The sequence below is a fragment of the Candidatus Omnitrophota bacterium genome (assembly GCA_014728045.1).
In the GTDB taxonomy this organism is placed as follows: domain Bacteria; phylum Omnitrophota; class Gorgyraeia; order Tantalellales; family Tantalellaceae; genus WJMH01.
In genome coordinates this window covers 83172-102196 of sequence record WJMH01000006.1, presented here as the reverse complement: position 1 = coordinate 102196, position 19025 = coordinate 83172, and the positions used below count along the sequence as shown (strand labels likewise).

The following is a 19025-nucleotide window of genomic DNA, read 5'->3' as shown; positions in this document are numbered from 1 at the left end:
GATGATCAATAAACAGTAAGCCCTGAAGATAATCGAGAATCATTCGTGAAAAGTTTCCTGGCCACGCTTCTATGTCTTGTCATTGTTTTCCTCCCTGAGGGATCTAAAGCCGGGGAAGTCCTCAGCTACACGAGGAGTCTCTCCGATAAAGAACTCATCAGCCTCATAGCATCCGTTAATAACACTCATCCGGATGCCTGGGAAGACAAGGTGGCCCGGGAAGTGACTCTCGAAAAATTACTCAGCTTATCGAAGAAAAGAAGATCGGACGAGATCAGCGCCTCGGGTATCCTGGAATACCGGTATCGCCATATTGACCTGGATGACTGGCCTGGGGAGAGATTGAGAGAGCTATACAAGCTTCTGCGCATGAAACAGAGAAAGATCGACTGGAATACATTCGAGCACACGGTTCCCCGGGAAAGAGCGCTTCTATATATGAGGGAAATGACCAAGGAAGCGGTCGCCGGGCTTATCATGCACGAACCGGAACAGGACCATGGATTTTACGGCTCGTGGTGGAGTTAGCGCATGAATTGAAGAAGATGAATGGTGAATACCGAGGTGCCGGTCACCGTTCTTACAATTCTCGACAGCTGGTCGGCAAAAGACCTTTCTTGCGCGGTGAACAGCCTGATGGCCGCTTCGACGAAAAGGAATATCCCGAAGGAGAAAGCCGTCCAGTCTATAAGAGTCTGTCTTAGCGGGGTGTCCAGGACCTGGGCGTCGATCCCCCAGAAGAACTGGATAAGGTGGATGATGAAGATGTCCGCTCCTATGAGTATCCGCACGAGACGGGATATCTGCACGGGCAGATGGTCTGCTTTGTGCTTTCTGATACGATAGACGCCGTCGGCTGCCAGGAAGATCCCCGCGGCGAACGAGAACCAGTCGATGGTGGAATTAGCGAAATCACTGTCGAAAAGTTGACAAACGGCCACAAAGGCCGCAGTATTTAAAAAGCCGGTGATCGTCGCAAGACGGAGGGTCTTATTCATGGTTAAAAGGTACCACAAGGCAAAAGAACATGCAAGCCGGCCTTGTTTTAAGGTATAATTATCCGGAACGCCCAAAGAAAGGTGAAAACATGAGATACAGAAAAATAGGGAAGACCGAACTTGAAGTTTCCAGTATATGTCTTGGGTCGTGGGTATTCGGAGGCGACTGCTGGGGCGAGGTCCGTGACGACCAGTCGGTCAAGGTGGTGCGCGAAGCGATAGATAGAGGAGTGAACTTCATTGATACCGCACCCATTTACGGGAGCGGAAGGTCCGAGAAGGTGATAGGCCGGGCCATAAAAGGCAGGCGTGGGGATGTTGTAATAGCCACAAAGACAGGCCTTGAGCAGAAAGGCAGCTCCATAAGACCCAATCTAAGCGCCGGATTCATACGCCAAGAGATAGAAGGCTCGCTCGGGAGGCTTGGCCTCGATACGATCGATCTATACCAGTGCCACTGGCCGGATCCTAATACGCCACTTGAGGAGACCTTCCGGGAACTTATCAGGCAGAGGGATAAGGGCAGGATAAGATATATAGGGGTTTCCAATTTCGATAAGGAGATACTGGAAAGGGCCCTCGGGATACTGCCGGTTGTGAGTGATCAGGTCCAGTATTCGCTTTTTTCCAGGGATATCGAGAAGAAACTGCTTCCGTTCTGTTCGGAAAAAGGTATCTCGATCCTTACCTACGGGTCTCTGGGCGGAGGCATACTAACGGGTAAATACCATTCCAGCACAAGCTTCCCGAAGGGGGACGTGAGAAGCTTCTTCTACAAATATTATAGCGAGCCTTTCTGGCAAAAAGCCGGACCGGTCCTTTCCGTGCTGTCCCAGATAGCCGAAAAGCGCAAGGTCGCGGTTCCTGAGGTCGCGATAAACTGGGTTCTCAGCCACGATGAAGTAGCAAGCTGCATAGTAGGCTGCCGTAACAAGAAGCAGCTGGAGCAGAACATAAAGGCGGCCGACTGGCAGCTGCAGGCGGAAGAGATCGAACTGATAGAGGGAGAGTACCAGAAGGTCTTCGTCTGATTAATCAGAGATCGTTCCCGTGGCAATGATCCCGGCAAGATATCTTCCCGAAGGCTTTATCTCTCTTTCCATGTTGGAGAAGTCCACGCGGACAAGACCGAAACGCTTGCTGAACCCTTCGGCCCATTCAAAGTTATCCAGCAGCGACCAGTGGATATAGCCGATCACTAAATAGCCCTCGGCGACGGCGTTCGAGAGCTGTTCGAGGTGTTCCTTTATGAAGCGGCACCTCAGCTCGTCGTCAGCGGTAGCGACTCCGTTCTCGGTTATCATGATAGGCTTAGCGTATCGGCTCATATCTCTGACCGTTTCGTAAAGCCCTTCCGGATATACTTCCCATCCCATGTCCGTTACCGGCCCCGTATCCTCACGCTCCCCGGGCGGCTGGACTTCACCGAAGGGGAAGCTGTTGGCGGTCCTGTTCGCCCTGATGAACTGCCTGAAATAATAATTCAGTCCGATGAAGTCAACGGAATCCCTCCAGGGGAGTCTTTCACGGGCGAGACCTGGGATAAGCACTTTTCCCCTGATCGCGCTTTTTATGAAAGAATGGTTATGGAACCTGTTCCTCGACCATGCGTAGAGCCGGTCCAGCGGCGAAAAGGGATGCGCGGGGTGGAAGGCCGTGACCGCTTTGGCGATGCCTATGCTGGGCGGCTTGATCCCGGGGTGTTCCTTCGAATGAAGGTGCATGATCCGGTAAGCCTGTGAGTGCGCTTTCAGCATGTTACGTAAAACGAGAAGCATCTGGGGTAAATCCTTTTTGCAGGGGGGCCACTTACCCCAGAAATAACCCAGTACGGCGAGTATATTGGGCTCGTTTATGGTGATCCAGTATCTGGTGCGGCTACCCAGCTGTTCAATGGCCTTAAGGGCGAAACGCGAGAATCGGTCGACCGATTCATCGCTTCTCCAGCCGCCTTTATCTGACAGCCACAGGGGAAGGGTGAAGTGATGGAGCGTTACTATCGGTTCTATGCCATGAGAGATAAGTTCATCCAGTGCGGTCTTGTAGTGTTCCCATTCTTTATAGTCCCAAGTACCTTCTTCCTTTTCCAGACGGCTCCATTCTATGCCAAGCCTGTGTGCGTTATGCCCCAGCTCTCTGGCTAGATGAAAATCCTTCTTGAAGAGATGGTAGTGGTCACAGGCCTTTCCGGAGGCAGAGGTGTGTCCCTCTTGTTCCCACCGCCACCAGTCGTTAAAGAAGTTGTTGCCCTCTACCTGATGCGCGCTTGTTGCGGCGCCCCACAGGAAATCTTCAGGGAAATCGGCTTTCATATTTTATATTATACGGACACAGAACCCCGCAGGCAACATAATAAGCAAAAGGCCTATATGACGGAAAACCAAAAATAAATTGACAAAAAATCAAATGTAACATAAAATAAAAAGGCGGGTGAGGGTAGGGGATGTTCACCCGCCTTTACCGCGGAAAATCCAGAAATGGATCCGCGTTTTATTGACATAAACATTTTATCAAAACTCTTCCAGTTGTCAAGAAAATTCAAACCCGCACGGGGCGGAAAGGAGCACAAAATGTTGGCGGCAATGAGAAGGATTTTAGCTGTATATATTTTCATGGCAGCTTGTTTGTTGACGGTTGGGGCGGAAGCTTCCGCCGGAGGTGATATATCTGTTGAAACGGTCTCGGGAAAGATCCTGTGCGTTGGATTTACGCGCAATGGCGGTACAGTTTACGCAGGCACCGAAAATGGACTTTTTCTCAGCAGTGATTCAGGAATGAACTGGCTCAGGGACGAAGAACTCGGGACGGGTGTGCGCGTTAAACGCGTCGCTTTCTCGGCAAAATATGTATACCTTGCGACTGACCGGGGGCTTTTCAGGAAGAAAACCACAAGCGGGCAATGGAACATTGTTGCGGGCAAGCGCGAGACGGATGGGGTGGCTGTATGCGGGAGCGCCTCCGAGGAAACCGTAATTGTATGGTCCGGGAAAGAGCTTTACGAGATAGAAGACGATGAATGGATCAAGCAGCCGGGACGTTCTCTATGGCGGAAGATAGAAGACCTAGGCTGTCTCGGCGCGGCTATCGTAGTATATTCTGGGGGAGATATATATTATTCATCCCGTGAGGAGGCTTCATGGAAAAAGTGGAATTATTCATCCGCTGAAGAACCGGAAGAGAATATCCGCAAGGCCGAAGAGTTCGCTGAGCCCGATACTTTTCTCCGTTCTATATGCGTAAGGGGCCAGGAAAGTATCTATGTTCCTACCCCGGAAGAGATAATCATGATAAGCAAAAAGGGCGAACTTCTGGGCCGTATAAGCACCTCGGGCCTTCCTTCTTCCAAAGTAAGGCATCTTGCCTGCTCAGGGGACAGGCTTTTCGCTTCCACCGGAAGGAGGGTGTTCAGCTATTCGAGCCTTTCAAATTCCTGGCGGACTGTTTTTGAGGCGGTCCTGCCGGGCAGTATATCATGCATTAAGGCGCAAACTACCCCGGCGGGGAAGTTGATCCTGTGGATTGGCTGCGGGAATATTCTTTACCGTAAAAAGATAGATCTCCGCAGATCGGATCGGGACTGTTACCCGCTTGTTAATGGACCGACGGTCCTTGAAGTGCAGAAGATGGCTATCGAATACGCCGAAGTAAGCCCGGAAAAGATCAAGTCCTGGCGTAACGGTGCCCGCTGGAAAGCGGTGCTACCCAGGCTTTCTGTGAGTTTTTCCGAATCATACGACGACAATATCGAGATCTACAAAAGTTCCTCTAAGTCATATGTAATAGAAGGCCCCAGGGAGCAGGACAGTGACTGGCGGGTCGATCTTACCTGGGACCTTTCGGACCTGGTTTGGAATGATGCCCAGACCAGTATAGACGTAAGGAGCAGATTGATGGTTCAGCTGAGGGAAGACATACTGGAAGAGGTTACACGCCTATATTTCGAACGCAGAAAACTCCTCAGGGAGCTTGCTAAGAAACAGAAAGAATACGAAAATACCCCCAAAATTCGGAAGAACCTCTCGGAAAGGTCATTGAGGCTGGAAGAGCTGACCGGGTATATCGACGCTCTTACCGGGGGCGCGTTTTCCGAAAGCTTAAAAAGCGAGTGAATGACAGTAATAATAAAGTAATTGCTCTTTCCCGCCCTGTGTGTTAAAATAAAAACAAGTTTGATTTGTTGATTTTTATAGGGTTTATCATGACACGTAGACGGGATAAATGTCCATATCTGAATATACTTGTTAAGAGCTGGGTATCATTGGTTCTTGTTTTTTCCTTGTTCTCTCTCGCGCAAAGTCCTCAAACAGCTACCACTTATTCGTGTTTATCTCCACCTAACAGGTTTTCTCCTCCCTGCAGGGTTGTTTTTAACGATGGTCTTCCGCAGGTCAAAAGCGGCCTCTCTCGAAGGGGTCTGTCCCAGAGGTCCCCGGTGGTCTTTCTGTTCCAAACAATAGCCAAAGCGCTAAAAGAGGATCTACCCCAGCAGCAGGCCAAGGACCTGATCAGAGCCATGGTCATACAAAGGTTCCCGCGGGCGGATGAGATCGCTTCATTCGACTGGGAGAACCTCGAAAGAAAAGATGACGGGTTTCATCTTTTGCACAAAGGCCAGAACAGGGAATTCGTGTTTTACAAGAACATAGATCCGGAGCCCGGAAGGCATGTGATGAAGATCGAGCTGGAAGAGGGAAACTTCGTTGCGGTTGATATCCTGCCCGCGGAGGATCGTGCTACTGCCAGGTTCGGTGAAGAAGACGTAAAATATTACATTACCGATATTGATTCTCTGCCTGAAGGGCTGAACATGGATGACCTCAGTGCCGAAGAGCTGCATCTACTCCTCAAAAGCCCTTATGAGGATATCCGTGAAGCCTCGCTGGACAGGCTTCCCGAGAAGGCGACGCTCCGTTCTCTCGATATTCTGGAAGAAGAAATACGTAGTCTGAATATAGAAATACAGCGTACTGAGAAGAACAGGACATCCTTTATTGAAGGGACGAGTATGGAAATGAGGGGCGATCTGGGGTTTTTGATAGGCTCTCTGGCGGATGAATGCCGGGCTTTCAGGAGCGAGAAGAATTCCTTGCGCCGAAAGATCAAGAGGTTGAAGCAGTATACAGAAAGCATCCGTAAGCGTCTTGGCATTGAAAGCCCGGAAAAACATTCACATACAAAGGGCGTCCAATGGGCTTATCCTGCCGAAGAGGTTCCAAAAGATATTGAAAGGTTCAGGGAGGACTCTTTCGAGTGGAGCGATTTTGAGCAGACAGGCGTTTACTACGCCGAAAAGGATAGTGACATAGACCTCGGCTACGGCAAGGAAGATGTGATATATCTGAGGAGACACAAGATACTCGTTCACAAGAGAACAGGAAGGAAATATTTTACCAGTACATTTCCCCCCAACCATATATTCGCCATGGCGGCCGGATCGATGTTCTATGAACTTCTGGGGCTTCCCGTGAGACAGGCCAGGGTGGTGATCGATGATAACGGTGAAAGCGTGCTTATCAGGGAAAGGATAGAGGAGGGGTGCACCTTTAACCAATACTCCGACAAATACCTGGACCAGCTGAACTTCAGCCAGAGATGGCTCAGTGTGTTGCGGGGGTCGCTGCTTCTGGACCAGATCATAGGGTATACCGACAGGGATGATACCAACCTTTTTGCCGCCGTGAACGATGAAGGCGAACTTGTGCCGGTGTTCGTAGACATGAAATTTTCCTTTGGTAATCCCAAACTGGTCTCTGTGACCGAAGAACACCCCGATAACCAGATTACCTATGACTTTTCCAGGTTCATAACACCTTTCGAGGAGGGAGCTCTTCCAGAGGGGTTTGCCTATAATGAGTACCATGCCAATGCGACCTACACGGATATGTTGCGAATGGCCAGACTTGTAATGAAGGTCTGTCCGGAACAGGTCGATGAGATCGTTGACCTGATGGATGCCAAGGTAAAAGGGCATTCTTTTGATGTTGAAAGGCTCAAGGCCGAGTGGAAAAAGTCCCTTGAGAGGGTAAAGTTGTTCTATGCTTCGCGGGAGACCGGGGCTAAAGGCGACGATATCATTTTCGGCGACGCCAATGACGCATGGGGGGAGATGTTCGATCCGTACCTGTGGGGGTCATTTTCATCATTCCGCAAAAGGTTCATATTCCCGCTATATGATGGTCTGGAAGGTCTGGGCAGCGAATGCGACCAGCTCAAAGAACGGGCATCAAGATCGATCGTTCTCTATGCGGATGATATGTTGAACGATACGGTCATTTTCGATCTTGAAGAAGCCTTGAATCTCCTGATCAAGGAAAAAGACATATTACAGGGGGGCAAGGTCGTTCTGTATTCAAGAGGTCTCGCCACGGCGGAAAGTCTGGAGACGTTGAGGTCTTTCATGGAGCAAGCGCTTTGCGGAACGGAAGTTTTGCTGATCAAGTGCGGGGATTACCCCAAGCTTTCGGCGCGTAATATGGACCAGGTCGGGGAGATGGAAGAACTTCTGGAGCTTCTCCCTGCGAAGGGGGTGGATACTGAACGCCTGCTTGCGGTGGTAAAGTCTCACAGAGGTGGATGTGTTGGGAGCTTCGGCCAGTATAAGCTTCCTGTCCCGCTTGTTATGCTCAATCTTAACAGTATTCATGAAGGGCACAAAGGCGTCTTTTCATTGTCCGACATATTGCGCAAGGCTATAAATCGCGTCAATTCGAACGATCCTGCATCTTCCACCGGATGGATAATCATAGTGGACCCCATGGACAGGATCACCATCCAGATGCATGAGGAATATCTTATATACAGAAAACAGGTTCTCATAAAAGCCTGATGGTTTTTCAAAGCGACCACTGCCAGCCAAAGCATTCAACCCGATATGCCGACCTTATTATCCATCAAAAACCATGGTAGAGGGGTTTCGTCTACTGGATTTCAGTTATATATAAGATGTATGATCAATTAATTATATTTATCATATGCACATGCTTTTTTCATTCAGGATATTATCGCTTGACAAAACACATATACCTGTTAAAATCAACATCTGACAAGAACGGAGGGCATAATGAAACTGGAGAACAGAGTATCCATGATAACAGGCGCGGCGCGGGGTATAGGCAAACAGATAGCGCTGCTTTTCGCGAACGAAGGTTCCGACCTGGCTATTTGCGATGTCGACCAGCAGGCGTTAGAGGCGGCAAAGAAACAGATCGAGGATGAAACATCCAGGAAGGTCATAGCCGAAAAAATGGACGTCACATCGCCTGAAGAAGTCGAAATGTTCGTCAAGAAAACCCTTGACAATTTCGGCAATTTAGATATACTTGTCAACAATGCCGGCATTACCAGAGACAACCTTCTGCTCAGAATGTCAGAAGATGAATGGGATGCCGTGCTGAATGTTAACCTGAAAGGTGCCTTTAACTGTATCAAGGCCGTGACCCGGCCGATGATGAAGGCCAGAGGAGGCAAGATCGTCAACATGGCTTCCATAATAGGTCTTATGGGCAATGCCGGTCAGGCTAACTACTCAGCCAGCAAAGGAGGGCTTATCGCTCTGACCAAGACGGTCGCGAAGGAACTGGGATCACGCAATGTTAATGTCAATGCTATCGCACCGGGATTCATACAGACCGACATGACCGACAAACTCAGCGATGACTCAAAAGAGAAGCTTCTTACGCTCATCCCGCTGAACCGGATGGGCAGCCCGTTGGATGTGGCTAAACTGGCTCTTTTTCTTGCAAGCGAGGACTCTTCCTACATCACAGGCCAGGTTTTCCAGGTCGATGGTGGGATGGTAATGTAAGTAATCAGGTTTTTGGTCGGTAACCGAACCGTAAATAAGGAGGGACAGATGTCTGAAATAGCAGAAAAGGTCAAATCGATCGTTGCGGATCAGTTGGGTGTTAAGATTGAAGAAGTTAAAGACGAAGCGAAGTTCATTGACGATCTTGGCGCGGATTCGCTTGATACGGTCGAACTGGTAATGGCGCTCGAAGAGGAATTCGGTGCTGAGATACCGGATGAAGACGCCGAGAAACTGACCACCGTTGGCGAAGCCATCAACTACATCGAAGAAAAAGCGGCAAACAAATAAGCCGTCACGGGATTAGGGGAAAATTATAAACAACCTTCCATACGAATTCTAACAATGTCAAAAAGAAGAGTAGTCCTTACGGGGGCGGGTATTATCTCCCCCGTAGGGAACAACATGAAGGATTACTGGGATGCTTTGGTCAACGGCAAGACCGGTGTTGGCCGTCTCAATGCTTTTGATCCCACGCCATTCAATTCTCAGATCGCCGCCGAGGTCAAGGATTTCGATGCTACCAAGTACATGACCCCCAAACAGGAGAAACGCCTGGATCAGTTCGTCAAGTTCGCGATAGCCGCCGCGAAGATGGCTGTTGAGGACGCCGGGCTGGACCTTGACAAACTCGCTGTGGAGAAAGCGGGTGTATATATTGGTTCTGGCATTGGAGGGCTGCACACGGTAGAGGCGGAACACGAAAAATATATCATGACCGAAAGCGAAGCGAAGGCGGCGGCCAAGATATCACCCTTCCTTATCCCCATGCTGATAGTGAATATGGCATCAGGGCTTGTTTCCATCGAGCTGGGGTTCAAAGGTCCCAATTCCGCGGCCGTGACCGCATGTGCGACTGCCAGCCATTCCATAGGTGATGCGTTCAAGATCATACAGAGAGGGGAAGCAGATCTCATGGCCTGCGGAGGTTCCGAAGCCGCTATAACCAAGATGGGTTTCGGCGGATTCTGCGCGTTAAAAGCTCTTTCAACCAGGAATGACGATCCGAAGACAGCTTCACGTCCTTTTGATAAGGAAAGAGACGGTTTTGTAATGGGAGAGGGCTCAGGTGTAGTCATCCTTGAAGAAATGGAACACGCGGTTAAACGGGGAGCCCGCATTTACTGCGAAATGGTCGGGTACGGAATGAGCGGTGATGCCTATCACATGACAGCGCCTGATCCTGGTGGGGACGGAGCCATAAGATGCATGAAAGTCGCCCTAGAGGACGCGGAACTTAATCCGGAACAGATAGACTACATCAACGCGCACGGTACGTCCACTCCCCTGAACGATAAGATGGAGACAACGGCGATCAGAAAGGTTTTCGGCGACCACGCGGATAAACTTGCTGTGAGTTCAACCAAAGGTGTTACTGGACATTTGCTGGGGGCTACTGGTGCAGCGGAGATCATTGCCTGTGCCAAAGCCATAGAATGCAACGTTATACCTCCCACCATAAATTACGAGAATCCGGATCCCGATTGTGACCTTGATTATGTGCCGAATACGGCCAGAGAGACTGAAGTGAACGTGGCTTTAAGTGACTCTCTGGGATTCGGTGGTCATAATGTTTCTCTTATTGTGAAAAAATTTAAAGGATGATACCCGGCCGGTATTCTTGCATACTGCTGGGTTGCATAATTGGAAAAGTTTGAGCGGGTACAAGGTAAAATAAGGAGTTGAAACATGGATTATCTCTTGACCGAAGAACAACAGATGATCAAGGAGCTATGCCACCAGATCGCTGAGGAAAAAATAAAGCCCGTGGCTGCCGAATATGACGAGAAGAACGAGTTCCCCTGGGACATTGTCAAAATCTTCGCCGAGTCGGATATCTGCGGTGTATATATCCCCGAAGAATACGGCGGAATGGGTGGCGGCGTCATGGAGATGTCCATAGCAGCCGAGGAACTTTCCTGGGGATGTGGCGGTATCGCGCTTGCTTTCGCGGCAACGGGGCTGGGCACCTATCCCATACTCCTCTTCGGAAATGACGACCAGAAAGCCAAGTATCTGCCGGATATAGCCGCAGGTAAAAAGCTCGCGGCTTTCTGTATTACCGAGGCCGAAGCGGGTTCGGATGCCGGCAGCATCAAGACAACGGCTACCAAGGACGGAGACCATTACATCATAAACGGAACGAAGCAGTGGATTACCAACGGCGGCGAAGCGGAAATCTATACGGTCATCGCCATGACCGACAGGTCGAAAGGGGCTAGAGGAGCCAGCGCCTTCATCGTAGATAAGGATACTCCCGGACTCAGTTTCGGAAAGAAGGAGAACAAGCTCGGCATAAGGGGTTCAGCCACCAGAGAGGTCATATTCACCGACTGCAAGGTCCCGAAAGAGAACCTGCTCGGAAGGGAGGGCCTCGGCTTCATAGTGGCCATGAAGACGTTCGACCATTCCCGTCCCGGGGTAGCCGCGCAAGCTTTGGGTATCGCCCAGAGGGCACTCGATGAAGCAGTGAACTATTCGCGCGAAAGAAAACAGTTCGGCACTTCCATATCCTCTTTCCAGGGAGTGCAGTTCATGCTGGCTGACATGGCCATACAGATTGAGGCAGCAAGAAGTCTTATCTATTCAGCGGCTAGAATGATAGATTCGGGCGCGAAGGATATAGCCAAGATCTCCGCTATCTGCAAGACGCATGCTTCGGACACGGCCATGAAAGTGACCACCGATGCGGTACAGGTATTCGGCGGCTACGGATACATGAAAGAATATCCCGTTGAAAAGCTCATGAGAGATGCAAAGATAACCCAGATATACGAGGGGACTAACCAGATACAGAGGAGTGTCATAGCCTCCGCTCTTATCAAGGAGAGTATATCTAAATAACATATCAGCAGGATTCAAATGAATATAGCGGTTCTAATAAAACAGGTGCCCGATACCACGGATGTCAAGATAGATCCGGAAACCAATACCCTTAAGAGGGAGGGAGTTGAATCGGTCATAAATCCTTTCGATATGTACGCGATAGAGGAAGCTCTTCGAGTCAAAGAAAGGCTGGGCGAAGGAGAGGTCGTTGTCATTTCCATGGGGCCGCCTCAGGCCGAAGAGGCTCTCAGGGAAGCTATTTCGATGGGTTGTGATAAGGCAATCCTTCTCAGCGACAGAAAGTTCGCGGGCAGCGATACCTGGGCTACAAGCTATACTCTTTCCAGGGCCATTGAGAAACTTTCCGACTGCAGACTGATATTCTGCGGAAAGCAGGCATCTGATGGGGATACGGCACAGGTGGGTCCGGGAGTTTCGACGCATCTTGAGATACCGCAGGTCACCTACGTTAAGAAAATAGAAAAAATAGATAAAGATAAGGCTACTGTCGAGCGCATGACAGAAGAAGGATACGATATAATTGAAACTCCTCTTCCGGCCCTGTTCACCGTGGTGAAGGAGATAAACGAGCCGAGACTGCCCTCATTAAAGGGTAAAATGAAGGCAAAAAAAGCGGAAATACCCGTGTGGACAGCCGACGATATCGGCTGTGACGCAGAAAAGATAGGTCTGGATGGATCTCCCACCAGAGTCGTTAAGGTTTTCACGCCTCCCCCCAGGGAGGGAGGCAGGATCCTGGAAGGGGAACCGGACGAAAAAGCCAAAGAGCTGGCGGAATTGATGAAAAAGGCCATTTTGGGCTAGATAGAATTACAAAGGAAAGATATGCCGGATATAAAGGTAATAAACGAGAAATGTACTGGTTGCACGCTTTGCGTAAAGGCCTGTCCCTTTGGTGCTATCACCATGAAGGACAAAAAGGCGGTCATAGATCTTTCCAAATGTACTCTCTGCGGAGCTTGCGTCGAAGTATGTAATTTTTCTGCCATAATCATCGAGAAGAAAGAGACAAAAACAGCTATAGATCTTTCCGCATACAAGGATGTCTGGGTATTTTGCGAGCAGAAGAAGGGCAAGGTCCAATCGGTGGCTTTCGAGCTTCTGGGTAAGGGCAGAGAGCTGGCCGATAAACTCGGCGTGAATCTTTGCGGTATCGTGCTCGGTGACAAGATGGACGAGGCCTGCAAGGAGGTCATTGCAAGAGGCGCCGATAAAGTGTACCTTGTTGATTCACCCAAACTGGGCACATATCAAGATGATCCCTATACCAAAGTTCTTATCGAGCTGGTGAGTAAATACAAACCCGAGATAGTGCTTTGCGGGGCGACCACGATCGGCAGGAGCCTTATCTCCCGTGTTGCCATAAAACTTGATGCCGGTCTTACCGCCGACTGTACGGGACTTGATATAGACCCCAAGGAGAGGCTTCTTTTGCAGACCAGGCCTGCTTTCGGGGGCAATATAATGGCTACCATTATAGCTCCCAATCACAGGCCGCAGATGTCCACCGTAAGACACAAGGTAATGAAAGAGGCGGAACCCGACTCTTCCAGAAAGGGTGAGATAATAAGCGAACAGTTACCTGAAGATATCTTTGCCTCCCGCAGTAAGGTTATCGATGTAGTCGAAGAGATCGAAGAGACCGTCAATCTCGCCGAAGCCGACATAATCGTATCCGGGGGAAGGGGACTGGGTTCAAAAGAGAATTTCGATATTATAAGAGAGCTGGCACTATCACTTAACGCGGCGGTAGGCGCTTCAAGGTCGGCGGTCGATGCCGACTGGATCCCATACTCTCACCAGGTGGGGCAGACGGGCAAGACCGTATGCCCGAAGGTTTATATTGCCTGTGGGATAAGCGGACAGATCCAGCACTTGATCGGCATGAAGTCTTCTGATATTATCGTTGCTATAAACAAGGACCCCGAAGCGCCAATATTTAACATAGCTACCTATGGTATCGTTGATGACCTGTTCAAGGTCGTACCCCGGCTTACGGAACATTTTAAGAACACGATGAAATAGCAAAAAAGCATCAAATATTTATTTGAGCCCGGTCTTTCACAGACCGGGCTTTTTTTTATATTTTTTGAACTTCCCGGCTTGACAACCTTAATATACTTGAGTATACTTGAACATAGTTATTCAAAGGTATACAAACATATACAAACTACTTCAAACTACAAGAGGCATATATGATAGCAAAAGGCCACAAGAAATATACAGTTCAACAGGTCGCTGATATACTGGGTTTGTATCGTGGTACGGTCATAAATTATGAGAAAAAAGGGATTTTCCCGCCACCGCGAAGGAACCCGATAAATGGATACAGAGAATATACCGAAGACGACATTTCAAGGCTCAGAGAGATCATAGAAGGCAAGGCCTTCAAGGGCTTATAGGGAGGTAACATGCATCTTAAAAAACTTGAGATCGTAGGGTTTAAGTCGTTCCTTAACAAGACCAAGCTGAAGTTTGAACCCGGGGTTACGGCTGTCGTGGGACCCAATGGGTGCGGGAAAAGTAACATAGTCGATGCGATAAAATGGGTGCTGGGAGAACAATCCACAAAATCCATGAGATCCTCCTCCATGCAGGATGTTATCTTCAACGGTACCGAAAAGCAGGAACCAGTGAACCTGGCGGAGGTGTCGCTAACCCTTTCCAACGAGGACCGTTCCCTGCCGGTAGATTACGACGAAGTCATAATCAGCCGGCGTCTTTTCAGGTCAGGTGAGAGCGAATACCTCCTGAACAAAACCCCGGTTAGGCTTACCGACATCCGAAACCTTCTTATGGGGACCGGAATAGGCACAAGCTCATATTCTATCGTGGAGCAGGGAAAAATGGACATGGTCCTGAGTTCCAAGCCGGAGGACCGCAGGTACATATTCGAAGAAGCCAGCGGGATCACCCGGTACAAGGCGAAAAAACGTGAAGCCATGCTGAAGCTGGAACGCACTCAGGAAAATCTGACCAGGATAAACGACATCATCCGGGAAGTGGAGCGACAGATCAATTCCATAGAAAGAAAAGCGAGGAAAGCCGAAAGGTACAAGTCCAGGTTCGATGAACTGAAAAGCCTGGATATCAAGATCAACTGCAAGAAGTTCCGTGACCTCAGCAGCGACGACAGCTCGCTGGATACTGAACATGATCAGGTACAACAGGTAAGAGAGAGCCTGGCCGAAGAGCTTGAGCAGACTTCGAAGAGTCTTGAGACGCTCAAGGAGGAATTCAATATAACCGCTGATGAGCTTCAGAGATCACAAGGTGAAGTTATGCAGCTGTCCTCGGATCTCGACAAGAACTCGCATGTCATAGAGGTTGACAGGGAAAGGATACAGGAGTTTCAGAAATACGTTGAGCGTCTCGACTGGGAGATAGAGGAAGCTACGGAAAGAAAAGACAGCTTGAACAGCCGCCTTGAGGGGCTTCAGGTCAAGTTCTCCGAAGTGAGCCAGAGGCGAAAGAGCAAACAGGACGAACTGGCTTCGGCGGAAGAGAATGTCAGGGAGCTTACCGAAAAACTCGAGCATTACCGCAATGAACTCAAGCTCGGCAGGGAGAAGACCGTCGATGTGGTGACCGAGCAGACCAAGATCAAGAACGCTCTTATCAAGATAAACGCGGATATCCAGAACGCGCTTTCCAGGCAGAAGAGGCTCCAGATGGAAAGGGCTAATGTTGAAACGGAACGGGGCAGGGTAAGCGAAGAGTTGACCAGAGTCGAAGAGCAGTCTGAAGCCGCCTTGAAGGAGCTGGAGGACAAGAGGAGGCAGTTCGACGCTTTTAACGAGGAGTATGTATCGAATCAGCAGAAGCTTTCGATGCTTAACGAGCAGAGGCAGGAGAAACAGAAGCGAGTTAACGAGATCAAACCGCGCCGCCAGTTCCTTGAAAAGCTGATCTCCGAACGCGAGGGAGTGAAGGAAAGCGTTAAGGAGATAATGAAACACGTCGAAGCGGGTGATGCCCGGTTTCAGGGGGTTCACGGGATACTTTCCGAGCTTATCGACGTCAAAGAAGATTACGAGGAGTCGCTGGAAGCGCTCTTTGCTGAAGCGGCGCACGCTATAGTGGCGGAAGACCGCCATGCGGCGGAAAGGATCTGGCAATACCTGTCGGATAACTCGATGGAGAGCGTGGTTGTCATCATTCTCGATGAGCTTCGTTCCTTTTCTAGCGGGCCGAGAATGGATATATCCCAGGCTCAAGGCGTGCTTAAAAACCTCAAAGAGATAATTATTTCCGGAGAAGAATACGGTGAAGCCCTTGTCGCTCTTTTCAACAGGTCGTATGTTGCCGTTTCTTCCGAAGCTGCCCGGTCTTTCATTGACAATAACCGGGATTTTGACGGCCGTATAATAGGCGAAAAAGGCGAACTCCTCCAGAAGGGCATGAGGCGCAGCAGGAATTACTCTGGGAAGGACCTGGTCCCGCTCTTCGGACGCCAGGAGAAGGTCAACCAGATGATAGAGGAGGAGAACGAGATTACCCGGAATATCGAACAGATGGATATAAAGATATCCGGCCTGGAAGACTGGTTCAAGGAAGCTTCCGTAAAAAAGGAAGCGCTTGAATCCGAACTGCGGAACAAGGAGGTCGAATCCGCCAATATAGCCTCAAGAAAGGTCGCTGTAAAGGAAAAGTTCAACACTCTGAGCGAAGAGCTTCTCCTGCTGGATTCGGATATAGAGGAAGAACAGGCGGTTCTGAAACAGCTCAAAGAGGAGAGCGATGGTCATGATCACGTGCTCAATGAGCTTGAAGCGGAGGCCTCCCGCCTGCAGCAGGCGATAGACAGTTCGCAAGAAGCGCTTCAAGAGTGCACCCGCTACAAGGAGGAGACCTTTTACCTTATTTCAGATATAAAGATAGAACTTTCAGGGCTGGTAAGAGATGAAGAGAACCTTTCAGAGAACCTTCAGAGGGAGGAAGAGTCCTGCGTGCGGATGGTCCGGGATGTCGAGGATAAGCGCAAGAGAATAAACGAGAACGGTGAACGCATTAAGGCTCTTGACGAAGAGATCCGCAGGCTGGAAGGGGAAAATCTAGAACACAAAGCCCTTGTCGAGACAAAGGAGAGAGAGATAGAGGTCAAAAAAGAGCGAAAGGAACAACTCGCACAAGATATCCGCTCTGCAGAAGACAACCTGAGGGAGAAAGAGAAGGAGCTTGAAGTCCTGCGGGATAAGACCCGGGATCAGGATATCTTGAAAAAAGAGCTTGAATATAAGCGTAACGCTGTTGTTGAAAGGATGATGGAGGCTTATAAGGTCGATATACGGGAACTTGACATAGAGTTTGACGGTAACGAGGACTGGGAAGAGCTTTCATCCCGTATAGCCGAGCTTAAGGAGCATCTTGAGAAGATGGGTGAGGTAAGCTTGGGTGCCGTAGAAGAGCATAAGCAGCTTGAAGAAAGATTCCAGTTCCTGACAAAGCAGCGAGAGGACCTTACCAACAGCAGAGAAGCGCTGTTGCAGGCCATTACCAAGATAAACCGTACCACCCGGAAGCTTTTCATGGAGTCCTTCGAGAGCATACGAAAAGAGTTCAATGATTATTTCAGGATGCTTTTCAACGGCGGTAAGGCCGAACTTATACTTGAAGACGAATCGAACGTGCTCGAATGCGGAATCGATATCGTGGTGCGCCCTCCCGGGAAAAAACTGCATAACATAATGCAGCTTTCGGGCGGGGAGAAGGCGATGACCGCTATAGCGCTCATATTCGCCATATTCAAGGTCAATCCCAGCCCGTTCTGTATACTCGATGAGATAGACGCACCCCTTGATGAGTCGAATATCGTCAGGTTCTGTCGGGTGCTCCAGGAATTCCTGAAGCTGTCACAGTTCATTATCGTGACTCATAACCGGATGACCATACAGCTCGCTGATGTTCTTTACGGAATAACCATGGAGGAGAAGGGCGTTTCGAAGATAGTTTCGGTGAAGTTCAGTGAAGAGCAGGAAAATTCCGATGCGGAAGAGGTGGCTGTAGCCGCTTAGTCTCGCTGGAAATGTTCAATCAGCAGGCCGGTCTAGTGCCGGCCTGTTTTTTTTATGGGATATGGATCATCTGATCCCGGGAGAATACTGGCAGGTCATGTTCTTCCCGTTCTGCTTCGCGTGATACAATGCCATATCAGCATTTTCAAGAAGCTTCTCTTTGTCCGACCCATCATAGGGGAAAGTGGCCAAACCCAGGCTGATGGTAAGCTTGTGTTGTTCTGATGAGGAGCAGTTGCCCCGGCAGGAGTCCTCAACCTTGCTTCGGAGCCTTTCGGCGATCATCTTCGCTTCAGGTTTATCTATATTTGACATTATCACGCAGAATTCCTCGCCTCCGTATCTGCACACAAAATCACTCTTGCGTGAGGAGGAATCGAGGATATGAGCCACTTTTTTAATGGCCTGATCCCCTTGCTGGTGCCCCAGAGTATCGTTGTATTCCTTAAAGTTGTCTATGTCTATCATCAGAAGGCTCAGGCACGATTCGGAGTCTTTCGAGTCATTAAGGGCCTTATCGAACATCTCGTTGAAGTAACGGGTGTTCCAGAGGCCCGTGAGCCAGTCTGTCCTAGAAAGGTGCACGGTCTTTTCGTACAGCCTGGAATTTTCGATGGCCAGTGCCGCGTGGTTCGCGAACATATTGAGTATCCTAATGTTATCCTTGGTGATAGTATTCTCCGAGAAGATATTATCAACGGCAATAGCTCCCAAGGTGCGGTTCTTTGTTTTCAGGGGCACGGTCACGAAATATTTCAGGTTAAGAGGATCCTTGATCTGGGGGTTGACCAGAGAGCCCGCCTCCTCGGTGGTTATCTCAAAGGGCATACCTTCAAGAACGGTCATCGAAAGTATCCCGGACTCTTCGTTCAGGGGGATGGAAATGCTTTTAACGGCACCGTTAAGTTTTGATTCGGGGCCCGTCTTGAACTCAAGATAGGCATTGAAAAGGTTCTGCAGGGTGAACTTTGAGGAGGACATCTCATGCCAGCCTTTTTCCACCTCTTCTATGGAAAGCGGGCCAAGGCCCATTTTTCCTTCAAGGGTGTTGGCCTCCTCGTTAACAAGAAAGAACATGGCCCTGTCGAATCCCAGACCATCATGGGTCGTCAGGGCCGTCAAAATAGTGTAGAGGACCTGGTCGAGTTCAAGCGACTGCATGATGGCATGCGTGATCTCGTTAAGCATGGCCAGCTCGTTCTTGGTCTGCCTGAAGAGCTTTTCAAGATCGGTTCTTTCCATACGGTCAGTTTGTAATTTTCCGGTATTTTTCATACTAAAAGTGTATATCAGCTAAAACATAAAGTCAATAATTAAAAGAAGTTAAATAAACGCATTAGGATATAAAAAAGCCAGATATGC

General features: G+C 49.4%; 15 protein-coding genes. 12 read left to right on the top strand and 3 right to left on the bottom strand.

All coding sequences use genetic code 11. The features are described from left to right. Positions 1 to 45 precede the first annotated feature (45 nt). Positions 46 to 528 carry a hypothetical protein gene (locus GF409_01410; protein ID MBD3425870.1) on the top strand — a complete coding sequence of 161 codons (483 nt, stop codon included), beginning with the start codon at positions 46 to 48 and terminating at the stop codon, positions 526 to 528. On the opposite strand, the gene GF409_01405 is transcribed toward GF409_01410, so the two are convergent. Continuing rightward, positions 525 to 998, bottom strand: coding sequence for a hypothetical protein (locus GF409_01405; protein ID MBD3425869.1), 474 nt, complete (start codon positions 996 to 998; stop codon positions 525 to 527). The genes GF409_01410 and GF409_01405 overlap by 4 nt on opposite strands. A 29-nt stretch (positions 999 to 1027) precedes the next feature. Between GF409_01405 and GF409_01400 the strand changes: the two genes are divergently transcribed. Then, the gene (locus GF409_01400) at positions 1028 to 2029 is read left to right on the top strand and encodes an aldo/keto reductase (GenBank protein MBD3425868.1); all 1002 of its coding nucleotides are present in this window, start codon (positions 1028 to 1030) and stop codon (positions 2027 to 2029) included. On the opposite strand, the gene GF409_01395 is transcribed toward GF409_01400, so the two are convergent. Further along, the gene (locus tag GF409_01395; GenBank protein ID MBD3425867.1) at positions 2030 to 3310 is read right to left on the bottom strand and encodes a family 1 glycosylhydrolase; all 1281 of its coding nucleotides are present in this window, start codon (positions 3308 to 3310) and stop codon (positions 2030 to 2032) included. Between the two features lie 300 nt (positions 3311 to 3610). Here GF409_01395 and GF409_01390 point away from each other — a divergent pair, with 300 nt between their 5' ends. From GF409_01390 to smc, 10 genes are all read left to right on the top strand, one after another. Next, positions 3611 to 5107 (top strand): hypothetical protein, encoded by a 1497-nt coding sequence (locus tag GF409_01390; protein MBD3425866.1) that lies wholly within the window; start codon positions 3611 to 3613, stop codon positions 5105 to 5107. A gap of 323 nt (positions 5108 to 5430) precedes the next feature. Beyond that, on the top strand, positions 5431 to 7824 hold the full coding sequence (locus tag GF409_01385) for a hypothetical protein (protein MBD3425865.1): 2394 nt from the start codon (positions 5431 to 5433) through the stop codon (positions 7822 to 7824). Between the two features lie 234 nt (positions 7825 to 8058). Continuing rightward, positions 8059 to 8802 carry a 3-oxoacyl-[acyl-carrier-protein] reductase gene (gene fabG / locus GF409_01380; protein MBD3425864.1) on the top strand — a complete coding sequence of 248 codons (744 nt, stop codon included), beginning with the start codon at positions 8059 to 8061 and terminating at the stop codon, positions 8800 to 8802. Between the two features lie 48 nt (positions 8803 to 8850). Beyond that, positions 8851 to 9093, top strand: coding sequence for an acyl carrier protein (gene acpP, locus GF409_01375; GenBank protein MBD3425863.1), 243 nt, complete (start codon positions 8851 to 8853; stop codon positions 9091 to 9093). A 54-nt stretch (positions 9094 to 9147) separates the two neighbouring features. Then, positions 9148 to 10407: a beta-ketoacyl-ACP synthase II gene (gene fabF / locus GF409_01370; GenBank protein ID MBD3425862.1), complete on the top strand. Its 1260-nt coding sequence runs from the start codon at positions 9148 to 9150 to the stop codon at positions 10405 to 10407. 84 nt (positions 10408 to 10491) lie between these two features. Next, positions 10492 to 11646 (top strand): acyl-CoA dehydrogenase, encoded by a 1155-nt coding sequence (locus tag GF409_01365; GenBank protein MBD3425861.1) that lies wholly within the window; start codon positions 10492 to 10494, stop codon positions 11644 to 11646. 18 nt (positions 11647 to 11664) lie between these two features. Further along, a complete protein-coding gene (locus tag GF409_01360; protein MBD3425860.1) occupies positions 11665 to 12453 on the top strand; it encodes an electron transfer flavoprotein subunit beta in 789 nt (262 codons plus the stop codon). 21 nt (positions 12454 to 12474) lie between these two features. After that, positions 12475 to 13674 (top strand): 4Fe-4S dicluster domain-containing protein, encoded by a 1200-nt coding sequence (locus tag GF409_01355; GenBank protein MBD3425859.1) that lies wholly within the window; start codon positions 12475 to 12477, stop codon positions 13672 to 13674. A gap of 170 nt (positions 13675 to 13844) precedes the next feature. Further along, complete coding sequence (locus tag GF409_01350) at positions 13845 to 14051, top strand: MerR family transcriptional regulator (GenBank protein MBD3425858.1); 207 nt, start codon at positions 13845 to 13847, stop codon at positions 14049 to 14051. A 9-nt stretch (positions 14052 to 14060) separates the two neighbouring features. Next, the gene (smc, locus tag GF409_01345) at positions 14061 to 17663 is read left to right on the top strand and encodes a chromosome segregation protein SMC (GenBank protein MBD3425857.1); all 3603 of its coding nucleotides are present in this window, start codon (positions 14061 to 14063) and stop codon (positions 17661 to 17663) included. Positions 17664 to 17729: 66 nt separating this feature from the next. On the opposite strand, the gene GF409_01340 is transcribed toward smc, so the two are convergent. Then, positions 17730 to 18938, bottom strand: a complete 1209-nt coding sequence (locus GF409_01340; GenBank protein MBD3425856.1) for a diguanylate cyclase — start codon at positions 18936 to 18938, stop codon at positions 17730 to 17732. Positions 18939 to 19025: the final 87 nt, after the last annotated feature.